General features: G+C 72.7%; 11 protein-coding genes. 5 read left to right on the top strand and 6 right to left on the bottom strand.

Annotated elements, in window-relative coordinates:
* Positions 1-59: 59 nt before the first annotated feature.
* Positions 60-1,118 (bottom strand): LacI family DNA-binding transcriptional regulator, encoded by a 1,059-nt coding sequence (locus ACWCV3_RS02295; RefSeq protein WP_451217106.1) that lies wholly within the window; start codon positions 1,116-1,118, stop codon positions 60-62.
* Positions 1,119-1,422: 304 nt separating this feature from the next.
* Here ACWCV3_RS02295 and ACWCV3_RS02290 point away from each other — a divergent pair, with 304 nt between their 5' ends.
* The 4 genes from ACWCV3_RS02290 (at position 1,423) to ACWCV3_RS02275 (ending at position 6,194) form a co-directional block, all read left to right on the top strand.
* Positions 1,423-2,745 (top strand): ABC transporter substrate-binding protein, encoded by a 1,323-nt coding sequence (locus ACWCV3_RS02290; RefSeq protein WP_451217103.1) that lies wholly within the window; start codon positions 1,423-1,425, stop codon positions 2,743-2,745.
* Entirely contained in the window at positions 2,742-3,773 is a 1,032-nt protein-coding gene (locus ACWCV3_RS02285) for a carbohydrate ABC transporter permease (RefSeq protein ID WP_451217100.1), read from the top strand. Before ACWCV3_RS02290 ends, ACWCV3_RS02285 begins: the two co-directional genes overlap by 4 nt.
* Positions 3,760-4,644 carry a carbohydrate ABC transporter permease gene (locus ACWCV3_RS02280; RefSeq protein ID WP_451217097.1) on the top strand — a complete coding sequence of 295 codons (885 nt, stop codon included), beginning with the start codon at positions 3,760-3,762 and terminating at the stop codon, positions 4,642-4,644. The genes ACWCV3_RS02285 and ACWCV3_RS02280 overlap by 14 nt, the downstream gene beginning before the upstream one ends.
* A 98-nt stretch (positions 4,645-4,742) precedes the next feature.
* A complete protein-coding gene (locus ACWCV3_RS02275) occupies positions 4,743-6,194 on the top strand; it encodes a GH1 family beta-glucosidase (protein WP_451217094.1) in 1,452 nt (483 codons plus the stop codon).
* 61 nt (positions 6,195-6,255) lie between these two features.
* Here the strand turns inward: ACWCV3_RS02275 and ACWCV3_RS02270 are convergent, their stop codons facing one another.
* The 3 genes from ACWCV3_RS02270 to ACWCV3_RS02260 form a co-directional block, all read right to left on the bottom strand.
* Positions 6,256-7,695: a cellulose binding domain-containing protein gene (locus ACWCV3_RS02270; protein WP_451217091.1), complete on the bottom strand. Its 1,440-nt coding sequence runs from the start codon at positions 7,693-7,695 to the stop codon at positions 6,256-6,258.
* Between the two features lie 147 nt (positions 7,696-7,842).
* The gene (locus ACWCV3_RS02265; RefSeq protein WP_451217088.1) at positions 7,843-9,219 is read right to left on the bottom strand and encodes a sensor histidine kinase; all 1,377 of its coding nucleotides are present in this window, start codon (positions 9,217-9,219) and stop codon (positions 7,843-7,845) included.
* Positions 9,216-9,920, bottom strand: coding sequence for a response regulator transcription factor (locus tag ACWCV3_RS02260; protein WP_451217085.1), 705 nt, complete (start codon positions 9,918-9,920; stop codon positions 9,216-9,218). The genes ACWCV3_RS02265 and ACWCV3_RS02260 overlap by 4 nt, the downstream gene beginning before the upstream one ends.
* A 111-nt stretch (positions 9,921-10,031) precedes the next feature.
* Here ACWCV3_RS02260 and ACWCV3_RS02255 point away from each other — a divergent pair, with 111 nt between their 5' ends.
* Positions 10,032-10,544 carry a hypothetical protein gene (locus ACWCV3_RS02255; protein WP_451217082.1) on the top strand — a complete coding sequence of 171 codons (513 nt, stop codon included), beginning with the start codon at positions 10,032-10,034 and terminating at the stop codon, positions 10,542-10,544.
* A gap of 101 nt (positions 10,545-10,645) precedes the next feature.
* Here ACWCV3_RS02255 and ACWCV3_RS02250 read toward each other — a convergent pair whose 3' ends face one another.
* Positions 10,646-11,512, bottom strand: coding sequence for a spermidine synthase (locus ACWCV3_RS02250; protein WP_451217079.1), 867 nt, complete (start codon positions 11,510-11,512; stop codon positions 10,646-10,648).
* Between the two features lie 44 nt (positions 11,513-11,556).
* Positions 11,557-11,964, bottom strand: a complete 408-nt coding sequence (locus ACWCV3_RS02245) for a hypothetical protein (RefSeq protein ID WP_451217076.1) — start codon at positions 11,962-11,964, stop codon at positions 11,557-11,559.
* Positions 11,965-12,008: the final 44 nt, after the last annotated feature.

Raw genomic sequence — 12,008 nt, 5'->3', positions numbered from 1 at the left:
CCCGCCCTGCCGGTGATCTTAAGCCGGGAACGCGCTGAAGCGACAGGGCCTCGGGTCCCCTACGAGGACTCCCGCCCCACCAGCTCCGTGGCCAGCACCGCGTGCCGCCGCTCCAGCCCCCGCGTCCCCGCCGGGCGGCGGTCCGCTATCTCCGTGAGGAGGAGGTCGATCATCGCGCGGCCCATCTCCTCTATCGGCTGCCGGACGCTGGTCAGCGGGGGGTCCATGTGGCGGGCGATGGCGGAGTCGTCGTAGCCGACCAGCGCCACGTCGTCCGGGATGCGGCGGCCCGCTTCGCGGAGGGAGTGGCGGGCGCCGGCCGCGGTGACGTCGGAGGCGGCGAAGACGGCGTCGAGGTCGGGGCGGCGGGAGAGGAGGGCGGACATGGCGCGGCGGCCGCCTTCCTCGGTGAAGTCACCGGGCTCGATGAGCAGTTCGTCCACCTCCAGGCCCGCCCCGCGCAGCGCGTCCCGGTAGCCGTCGACGCGGCGCTGGGCACCGTAGACGTCGGGTCGGCCGGTGATGTGGGCGACGCGGCGGCGGCCGCGGGCCAGGAGGTGCTCGACGGCGGAGCGGCCGCCGCCGTAGTTGTCGGAGTCGACCGAGGTGAGCGTCTCCCCCGCCGACCGGGGGCCGCTGATCACGGCAGGGATCTCCAGCCGGTCCAGCAGGTCCGGCAGCGGGTCGTCGGCGTGCACGGAGACCAGGAGGACGCCGTCGACGCGGTGGGCGGAGAGGTAGTCCGCCAGGCGTTGCCGCTTGCGGTCGCTGCCCGCGAAGATCAGCAGCAACTGCCACTCGGTGTCCGCCAGTTCGGCTCCCACTCCGCGCAGCATGTCGGAGAAGTAGGGCTCGGCGAAGAAGCGGGTCTCCGGCTCGGGCACCACCAGCGCGATGGAGTCGGTGCGGTTGGCCGCGAGCGCGCGGGCCGCGGTGTTGGGGACGTACCCGAGTTCCGCGACCGCCGCCTCCACGGCCGCGCGAGTGGCGTCGCTGACCCGCGGAGAGCCGTTGATCACGCGGGAGACCGTGCCCCGGCCCACCCCGGCCCGGACGGCCACCTCTTCGAGCGTCGGCCGCCCGCCGCCCCGGCCGCCCCGCATTCCGTGGCTCGCCATGGCCTCCGCCCCTCTCGGCCGTTCCACCCAAGGCCTCACATTCAACACCGTCCGCCGGAGAATCTCGCCGGCCGGCTAACAGCCCTGTAACTGAACCACGTTGGCCGTGCGCACTCCCTTGACACCCCGTCCCGAACGGACGACTCTTCAACCCATCACTTGTGGGAGCGCTCCCACAGTACCTGACACCTACACAACCCGCACGTTCCCCGCCCGAGCCGCAGCGAGTACGAACGGGCCCAGATCCACGCGATTTCCATGCAGTTGGCCGGGGGGTCGGCACGTCAGGCAACAGGAGGACGCAATGCGTACGAGCATCCGCAGGTCACGCGGCACGGTGGCCGTGATGGCCGCGACCGCGCTGGCCACGGGTCTGCTGGCGGGCTGCGCCAGCGACTCGGACGACGGCTCGTCGGACGCGGGCGGCGGCGACGGCAAGGGCAACATCACGCTGACGGTCGGCACCTTCGGGGTCTTCGGCTACAAGCAGGCCGGTCTGTACGACGAGTACATGAAGCTGCACCCGGACATCAACATCAAGGAGAACGTCACCACCCGTACAGACGTGTACTGGCCGAAGGTGCTCACGCGCCTCCAGGCCGGCTCCGGCACCGACGACATCCAGGCCATCGAGGTCGGCAACATCACGGAGGCCGTGCAGACGCAGGCCGCCAAGTTCGTCGACCTCGGCAAGGACGTCGACAAGTCCCAGTGGCTGGACTGGAAGCTCGCCCAGGCCACCACCCAGGACGGCAGGACGATCGGCATCGGCACCGACATCGGCCCGATGGCGGTCTGCTACCGCAAGGACCTCTTCGCCAAGGCCGGACTGCCCACCGACCGCGCCAAGCTCGCCGAGCGGTGGAAGGGCGACTGGTCCAAGTACGTCGACCTCGGCAAGCAGTACATGAAGAAGGCGCCCAGGGGCACCAAGTACGTCGACTCGGCGGCCTCGGTGTACAACGCGTCGCTGGGCGGTGCCTCCGAGCGGAACTACGACAAGGACGGCAAGGTCGTCTGGGACAAGTCCCAGGGTGTGAAGGACGCCTGGGACGACGCCATGAGCGTGGCGACCAGCGACATGTCGGCCAAGCTCAAGCAGTTCGACCCCACCTGGGACAAGGGCTTCGCCAACGGCTCCTTCGCCACGGTGGCCTGCCCCGCCTGGATGCTCGGCTACATCGGCGAGAAGGCCGGCGACTCCGGCAAGGGCAAGTGGGACGTGGCGGCGGCGCCGACCGCGTCCAACTGGGGCGGCTCGTTCCTCGGTGTGCCGACGGCGACCAAGCACCAGAAGGAGGCCGTCGCGCTGGCCAAGTGGCTGACCGCGCCGGAGCAGCAGGCCAAGGTCTTCGCCAAGCAGGCCAGCTTCCCCTCCACCCCGTCGGCGTACGCGAGCCTGAAGCCCCAGGCGGACACCACCGCGTACTTCTCGAACGCGCCGCTCACCCAGATCTTCTCCGACGCGGCGAAGACCATCCCGGCCCAGCCGCTGGGCCCGAAGGACAAGCCGATCGACACCGCCATCAGCGACATCGGCATCCTGCAGGTCGAGCAGAAGGGCAAGTCCCCGGCCCAGGGCTGGGAGGCCGCGTCCAAGGAGATCAAGGACGTGCTCGGCCAGTGACCTCCAAAGAGGCTCTCGCGCATCCCGCGTCGAGCGCCGAGACCGCGCCCGGCATCCCGCCGGGCGCGGTCCGGAGCGCTCGGGGTCGCGGTGTGCCGGACGGCGCCCCTTCCTGGCGCAGCCGGCTGTACCGCTGGGACACGAAGGCGTCGCCGTACGCGTTCGTGGCCCCCTTCTTCGTCCTGTTCGGTGTGTTCACCCTGGTTCCGCTGCTGTACACGGTCTGGTACTCGCTGCACGACGTGCAGTTGGCCGCGCTCGACCACCAGAGCTGGACCGGGCTCGCCAACTACCGGAACCTGCTGTCCTCGGACTTCTTCTGGAACGCGCTGCGGAACACCTTCACCATCGGCGTGATCTCGACGGTCCCGCAGCTCATGGCGGCACTCTGGCTGGCCCACATGCTCAACTACAAGCTGCGCGGCTCGACCGTGTGGCGCGTGGTGATGCTGACCCCGTACGCGACCTCGGTGGCGGCGGCGACGCTGGTGTTCACGCTGCTGTACTCGTGGGACGGCGGCATGGTGAACTGGATTCTCCACTTCGCCGGCGTCGACCCGGTCAACTGGCGTGAGTCGGACTGGGGATCGCAGTTCGCGGTGTCCAGCATCGTGATCTGGCGCTGGACCGGCTACAACGCGCTGATCTACCTGGCCGCGATGCAGGCCATCCCGGCCGACCTGTACGAGTCCGCCGCGCTCGACGGCGCCAACCGGCGCCAGCAGTTCTGGCACGTGACGATCCCGCAGCTGCGGCCGACGGTGCTGTTCACGGTCGTCGTGTCGACCATCGGCGCCACCCAGCTGTTCGGCGAACCCCTGCTGTTCGGCGGGGTCAGCGGGACCAAGGGCGGTTCGGAGCACCAGTACCAGACGCTCGGCCTCTACATGTACGACCAGGGCTGGATCATCGGCAACCTCGGCAAGGCGTCCGCGATCGCGTGGACGATGTTCCTGGTCATGCTGATCATCGCCGCGGTCAACCTGCTGCTGACCCGCTGGCTGAGGAGGTCCGATGACCGCCGGTGAACTCGTTCTTCCCCATGCGCGCACCGGCCGGCGCCGGGCCTCGAAGGCGGGCAGGCAGCTGCACGCCGGTCCGGTGACGTACGTGGCGCTGATCGTGTTCGCGCTTCTCTCACTGGCGCCGCTGGTGTGGACGGCCGTCGCGGCCTCGCGCACCGACCGGCGGCTCGCCCAGGCGCCGCCGCCGCTGTGGTTCGGCGGCAACCTGTTCAAGAACCTTCAGGCCGCCTGGGACCAGGCCGGGCTCGGCACGGCGATGCTCAACTCCCTGATCGTCGCCGGCACCATCACGGTCAGTACGGTGGTCTTCTCCACGCTGGCCGGCTTCGCCTTCGCCAAGCTGCGGTTCCGGTTCTCCGGGCTGCTGCTGCTGCTGACCATCGGCACGATGATGATCCCGCCGCAGCTCGCCGTCGTCCCGCTGTACCTGTGGATGAGCGACCTCGGCTGGTCCAACCAGCTCCAGACGGTGATCCTGCCGAGCCTGGTGACCGCGTTCGGCACGTTCTTCATGCGGCAGTACCTGGTGCAGGCGCTGCCGACGGAGCTGATCGAGGCGGCGCGGATGGACGGGGCGAGCAGCATCCGGATCGTCTGGCACGTGGTGTTCCCGGCGGCGCGGCCCGCGATGGCGGTGCTCGGCCTGCTGACCTTCGTGTTCGCCTGGAACGACTTCCTGTGGCCGATCATCGCCCTGAACCAGCAGAACCCGACCGTGCAGGTCGCCCTGAACGCCCTCGGCACGGGGTATGTACCCGACCAGGCGGTCATCATGGCGGGCGCGCTGCTCGGCACCCTGCCGCTGCTGATCGCCTTCCTGCTGTTCGGCAAGCAGATCGTGGGCGGCATCATGCAGGGCGCGATCAAGGGCTGAACCGTTCCGTCACGGGGGCCGGGACACCGACACCCCGGCCCCTCCTCATTCCCCGGGACTTCCCGACGTCATGCCGACTCTCCGATGGGAGCGCTTCCATGCCCGACATCTCCTCCACGGTCTCCCCCGTGGCCCCCGAGGTCACCTTCCCCCCGGCCTTCCTCTGGGGCGCGGCGACCTCCGCTTACCAGATCGAGGGAGCGGTGCGCGAGGGCGGCCGTACGCCCTCGATCTGGGACACCTTCAGTCATACGCCCGGCAGGACGGCGGGCGGTGACACCGGTGACGTGGCCGTCGACCACTACCACCGCTACCGCGGCGACGTGGCCCTGATGGCGGACCTGGGGCTCGGTGCGTACCGCTTCTCCGTCTCCTGGTCGCGGGTGCAGCCGACCGGGCGGGGTCCGGCGGTGCAGATCGGACTGGACTTCTACCGGCGGCTGGTGGACGAGCTGCTGGAGCACGGCATCAAGCCAGCCGTCACCCTCTACCACTGGGATCTCCCGCAGGAGCTGGAGGACGCGGGCGGCTGGCCGGAGCGGGACACCGCCCACCGGTTCGCCGAGTACGCGCACCTCGTCGGCGAGGCGCTGGGCGACCGGGTGGAGAACTGGATCACCCTCAACGAGCCCTGGTGCAGCGCCTTCCTGGGTTACGGCTCCGGGGTGCACGCCCCCGGCCGCACCGATCCGGTGGCCTCGCTGCGGGCGGCCCACCATCTCAACCTGGCACACGGGCTGGGCGCTTCGGCGCTGCGCGCGGCGATGCCGGCCCGCAACCAGGTGGCGGTCAGCCTCAACTCGGCTGTGGTGCGGCCGGTTTCGCAGGACCCGGCGGACCTGGCGGCAGCCCGGCGCATCGACGACCTGGCCAACGGCGTGTTCCACGGCCCGATGCTGCACGGCGCCTACCCCGAGTCCCTGCTCACCGCGACGGCCCCGCTCACCGACTGGTCCTTCGTCCTGGACGGCGACCTCGCCGCAAGCAACGCCCTGCTGGACGCGCTGGGCCTGAACTACTACACGCCTGCCCTGGTCTCGGCGGCCACCGACCAGGTCAGCGGACCCCGCGCGGACGGCCACGGCGCGAGCGAGCACTCCCCGTGGCCCGGGGCCGACGACGTGCTCTTCCACCAGAGCCCCGGCGAGCGCACCGAGATGGGCTGGGCCGTCGACGCGACCGGCCTGTACGACCTGCTGATGCGCTACACCCGCGAGGCGCCCGGACTCCCGCTCTACGTCACGGAGAACGGCGCCGCCTACGACGACAAGCCGGACGCGGACGGCCGGGTGCACGACCCCGAGCGCGTCGCCTACCTGCACGCCCACCTCTCGGCGGTCCGCCACGCCCTCGGCGACGGCGCCGACGTGCGCGGCTACTACCTGTGGTCCCTGATGGACAACTTCGAGTGGTCCTACGGCTACGAGAAGCGGTTCGGCGCGGTCTACGTGGACTACGCGACGCAGGCCCGCACCCCGAAGTCCAGCGCCCGCTGGTACGGCGAGGCGGCCCGCACCGGCACGCTGCCGTCGGTGGAGTTCGCGGGCTGAGCGGCGGACAGGAGGAGGGGCCCGGCGGTGTCCGGACCGCCGGGCCCCTCGTCGTGCGCCCCTAGTCGAAGGCGGCGAACGCCTTGGAGAAGGCGAACTCGTCCTGGGTGATCGAGCTGCACGTCGCGTCGGCGGTGGGCTTGGTGCCGCCGACGCAGCTCTTGTCACGGGTGCCGGACCACATGGACAGCGAGCCGATGCCCTTGGACCTGGCGAAGTCGACGAGCCGGGCGGCGTCGTCGACCTCGAAGACCTCGGTGGCCACGTCGTTGACCCCGATCATCGGGGTGACGCCGACCGTCTTCCAGGCGTCGGCCTCGGCGAGTGCGAGGACCCCCTTGATCTGGGCCTGGGTGGCGGTCGCGGCCTGGATCGCGTAGTCGCCCATGTCGCCGCTGTACGCCGGGCCGTAGTCCATCGCCATGATGTTGACGCCGTCGACGCGGACGCCGTGGGCCTTGGCGTCGGCCAGCAGCTCGACGCCGTCCTGGGTGAGGCCCTCGGGCATCACCGGCAGCGTGTAGGAGACGTCCAGGCCGGGGTGGCCGGCCTGGAGCTCGGCGATGGCCTGGGCGCGCCGGGTGTTGGCGGCGGCGTCGGGCAGCGCGCCGCCCTCGACGTCGAAGTCGACCTTGGTCAGCTTGAAGGCGTCGACGGCCTTGGCGTAGGCGGCGGCCAGGGCGTCGGCGGAGGAGCAGGTGGTGGCGAGCTCCGAGCCGGAGGCGCCGCCGAAGGAGACCCGGACGTCGCCGCCCCTGGCGCGCAGGTCGCCGATCCGCGCGGCCACCCCGTTCGCGGTCAGGTCGCTCACACCGCCCCACTTGGGGGTGCAGCCGCCGCCGTCGGTGACGAAGGCCAGGTTGAAGTTCTTCACGCCGGTGGCGTCGGCGGTGCCCAGCAGGTCGAACGCCGGGTAGAGCGAGGTGTCGACGTACGGGGCGAAGCCGCCCGCCGCCTCGGTGCCGCTGCCCGCGCTCGCGGTGGGGGCCGGCGTCCCGGGCAGGCTGGGGGCGCTCCGGGTGGGCGCGGGGGTCCCGGGCTCGGTGGGACGGCCACTGGGCTCGGGGGTGGCGGCGGGGTCGACGGCGCACTCGGAGCCGTCGATCCGGCAGCCGGTGGGATCACCCGTGCCGTCCACGACGAAGCCGACGGTGACCGACTTGCCCGCGGCCAGCCCGCCGGAGTCCCACTTGGCGGCCTTCACCGTGACGTGCCGCCCGTTCACGCTGGACTCGGCGTTCCACAGCGAGCCGAGCCTGGAGCCGGCCGGGAGGTCGAACTCCAGGCTCCAGTCCTTCTCGGCCGCCGCGGTGTCGTTGGTGACGACGTACTGGGCGCTGTACCCGGTCCGCCACTCGCTGGTCCTGGTGTACGCGGCGCCGACCCCGGCGGCGTGCGCGACCCCGGTGACCAGGACCGCGCCGCCACCGGCCACGGCGGCCGCGACCACGCCGCCTATCGCCTTGTTCCTGCCACTGGTCCTGCGCCGGTGCGTGCTCATGGGCGTGCCTGTCCTTCGTGCGGAGGTGGGGGGTGGTGGCAGCACGCTAGCGACGCGGAATCAGGCAATCGGTCCATCCGGGACGGTGACCGAAAGGCTTAGGGTGCGCTTAAGGACGGGATCGGGGCCGGTTAAAGATCGGCCCGGTCAGCGGGCGGGCACCGGCTTGCGCCGCCTGCGTACGGTGCCCCGGTGGCCGCGTCCGGCGGGCTTGCGGGCGTCGAACTGGAGCCAGATCCGCACCTCGGTACCGCCGAGCACGGAGGAACCGATGCGTACGTCACCCCCCGTGGACTCGGCGAGTCGGCGCACGATGTCCAGGCCGAGTCCGGTGGAGCCCGCCGTACCGGAGCCCCGGCCGCGGGCCATCGCCTCCCGGGGGTCGGGTATGCCGGGTCCCGCGTCGGAGACCAGCACGATCACCGCGTCCTCGGCGTGGTGGACGTCGACCGCGAAGGCGGTGCCCTCGGCGGTGTGCCGGAAGACGTTGCTCAGCAGGGCGTCCAGGGCGGCGGCCAGGTCGGCGCGGGCCACCGGCACCCGTACCGGGCGTTCGGCACCGGCCACCCGCCACTTGCGGCCCTCGTCCTCGGCGAGCGCCGACCAGAACTCCATGCGCTCGCGCACCACTTCGGCCACGTCGCAGCCCGCGCCCGGCCCCACGGCGGCCGTCTGCGGCTTGGCCTCGCGGGCGGTACGGATGATCGTGTCGACCTCGCCCTCCAGCTGGGCCACGGCGGCACGGGTCTGGTCGGCGGCGGTACCTGCGCCGAGCGAGGCGGCGTTCAGCCGGAGCACGGTGAGCGGGGTGCGCAGCCGGTGGGAGAGGTCGGCCGCCAGTTCCCGTTCGTTGGCGAGGAGCGCGACGACCTGGTCGGCCATGGAGTTGAACGCGACCGCCGCGAGCCGCAGTTCGGTCGGCCCCTCCTCGGGGACCCGGGCGCCGAGCTGCCCCTCGCCCAGTTCGTGCGCGCCCTCCACCAGCCGCCGGGCGGGGCGCACCATGCGCACTCCCAGCCGGTCGGCGACCGCGACCGAACCGGCGATCAGCGCGAGTCCCACGGCGGCGAGCACCGCCCAGGCGGTGCCCACCCCGTTGCTCGTCGCGGCCTCGGGCACCCACACCTCGACCACCGCGATGGCACCGGAACCGAGGGCGACCGGCTGCAGCAGGGCCGAGCCCCCGGTGACCTCGGTGGTGGAGGCGCGGCCCATCCGGCGCACCGCCTCGATGTCGCGGCCGTCGGCCCTTCCGCGGCCCAGGTCGAGGGCGCCCCGGTCGCCGTCGGCGGGCAGGTGCACGGACATCCCGGAGCCGGCCCCCGCCGCGGCCACCACCCGCTCCAGCTCGTCCCGGTCGGTGGTGATGGACAGCGCGGGCGACACCGCGGCGGCCTCGCGCTCGGCGCCCGCGAAGGCACGGTCACGGGCCATCTCCTTGACGACCAGGCCGAGCGGGATGGCGAAGGCGACGACGACCATGGTGGTCACCGCCAGGCAGACCTTGACCAGGGCCCACCTCATCGGGGCTCCACCGCGGCGGGCGGCTCCAGCTTGACCCCGACGCCGCGCAGGGTGTGCAGATAGCGGGGCCGGGCGGCCGTCTCGCCCAGCTTGCGCCTGAGCCAGGACAGGTGGACGTCGATGGTCTGGTCGTCCCCGTAGGACTGCTGCCAGACCTCGGCGAGCAGTTCTCTGCGCGGGACGACCACGCCCGGGCGGCCGGCGAGGAAGGCGAGCAGGTCGAACTCGCGGCGCGTCAGGTCGAGCCGGGCGCCGTCCAGTTCGGCCTGGCGGCGCAGCGGGTCGACGGTGAGGCCGCCGACCCGCATCACCGGCGAGGACGGTGCCTCGGCGGCGCCGGAGCGGGAGCGGCGCAGCACGGCGGCGATGCGGGCGGAGAGGTGCTCGACCGAGAAGGGCTTGGTCAGGTAGTCGTCCGCCCCGGCGTTGAGCAGCCGGACGATCTCCGCCTCGTCGTCGCGCGCGGTGGCGATGATGACGGGTACGTCGGTGATGCCGCGCAGCATCTTCAGCGCCTCGGAGCCGTCCAGGTCGGGCAGTCCGAGGTCGAGTACGACCACGTCGAACCGGAGGTGGGCGACCTCGCGCAGCGCCTCCAGCGCGGTGCCGACGCTGCGCACCACGTGGGCGGCGTCGCTGAGATGCCGGATCAGCGCCGAGCGGACGAACTGATCGTCCTCGACCACGAGCACACTTGCCATGCGCCGCACCGTACGCCATGCGGACCAGCGAGGTGCTGGCCTGTGGACAACTCTCTGTGGACAACCGGAGCCGCCTGCGCGGCGCGTGGCGGCTGAGGCAGTATGGCCCCGATGCGCAGAGGACTCGTACACGTACTGGCGTGGCTGCTGGCCACCGCGGCGGCGACCACGCTGTCCTGGTGGGGCGTGCACACGGTGATGGCGGGCACCGCGTACGACCCTCCGCGCGCCGTGCCGATCAGCGCGGCCGAGGCGGCGGCCCACGCCTCCGCCGCGGCGCCGGCGCCCCCTTCACCGAAGCCCGCGCCCCGCCGCACCTCGGCGCCCCCGTCCCCCGCTCCGACCCGTACCGCGCCCCCGGCCACCCAGGCCCCGGCCGGCCCGGCGCCCGCCACCCCCGCCGGCGACGTCAAGGCGTACGACACCGGCGGCGGCCGGGCGGTCTTCGACCTCGGCCCGGCGAGCGCGACCCTGGTCTCCGCGACCCCGGGAACCGGCTGGTCGATGCAGGTGTGGAAGACGGAGACCTGGATCAGGGTGGAGTTCAGCCGCGGCACCGACCACGTGACGGTCTTCTGCGACTGGCACGACGGTCCCCCGCACGTGGACGTGCAGACGTACTGAGGGCTCCCGTACTCCCCGGTGGATCAGCGCGCGGCGTCGGATGCGGTGCGCCGCGAGGCGGAGGGCCGTCGCCCGGGATCACGGGGCAGCCCTGAGGGGGGTCAGCGGAAGACGGAGGGCGGCGGGGCCGGGGAGGCGACCGCCGAGGTGTCCGTCACCGGGGCCGCGCCGCCGGTGAAGTCCCTGAGCCTCAACCCGTGTTCGAGGCGGGCCGGGTGGGGGTCGGACGCGGCTCGGCGGGTGAGTTCGGCGAGCGGGAGCGGTGCGTCGGAGGCGACCAGGATCGCGTTGCCGAAGCGCTTGCCGCGCAGTACCGCCGGGTCGGCGATCAGGGCGAGTTCGGCGAAACGGGCTGCCGCGGTGGCGATCTGGCCGCGCAGGTGGGCGAGCGGGGGGCCGTCGGCGAGGTTGGCGGTGTAGACGCCGCCGGGGCGCAGGGCGCGGCGCACCTCGTCGAGGAACTCGGTGGAGGTCAGGTGGGCCGGGGTGCGGGCGCCACTGAAGACGTCGGCGACGATCAGGTCGGCCCAGCCGTCCGGCACCTTGCCGAGCCCCTCGCGGGCGTCGGCCGAGCGCACCCGTATCCGGGCTCCGGGGTCGAGGGGGAGTTCACGGCGGACCAGTTGGACCAGGGCCGCGTCCCGCTCCACCACCTGCTGGGTCGAGCGGGGCCGGGTCGCGGCGGTGTAGCGGGCCAGGCTGAGCGCGCCGCCGCCGAGATGCACGGCCTGCACCGGCTTGCCGGGCGGGGCGGCCAGGTCGACGACGTGGCCGATGCGGCGCTGGTACTCGAAGGACAGGTGCGCCGGGTCGTCCAGGTCGACGTGCGACTGCGGGGCACCGTCGATCAGCAGCGACCAGGCCCGCGCCCGGTCGGGGTCGGGTATGAGTTCCGCGAGGCCGCCGTCGACGGCCTCCACCACGGCTTCGGCGGCCGCCCTGCGCCGGTTGTCCCTGGACCTGCCCATCGGGCCATTCTCGCAGGCGGTCCGGGCCCGCCGCACGGTGCCGGTCAGCGGCAGCTGTCGGCGGCCTCGATCATCCGGGCCGCCTCGCCGAGCGCCCGGCGCAGGGTCGCGGGGTCGGTGGCGAGGTCGGCCCCGCCGGGCGGCAGCAGCCAGTCCGAGCCCCGCACGGGCGGCTCCGGGTCGAGCCGGAGGCCGCGCCCGGAGGTGCGGGTGCAGGTGCTGCCGGGCACGTCCCAGTGACCCGCGGTGCCGGGCGGGACGAGGAAGCCGAGGGTGTCGCAGCCGTCGTCGTGCAGCACCGGGCCCACGCCTTCGGCCGCCTCGCGGCGCAGGATGTCGACGGCCTCCAGGCCCTGGCGGGCCGGCACCGTGACCAGGTCGCACGCCGCGTCGCCGGGCGGCCGTGACCACGGTGCCGCCGGACGCGGATCGATGTTCGGGCGGGTCTCCATGCCGGCCTCCAGCACGCTGCCTGTTGCGGTCCGCGACGTACAAC

Source organism: Streptomyces sp. NPDC001781 (genome assembly GCF_053596035.1).
This window is presented reverse-complemented; position numbering and strand designations above follow the sequence as displayed.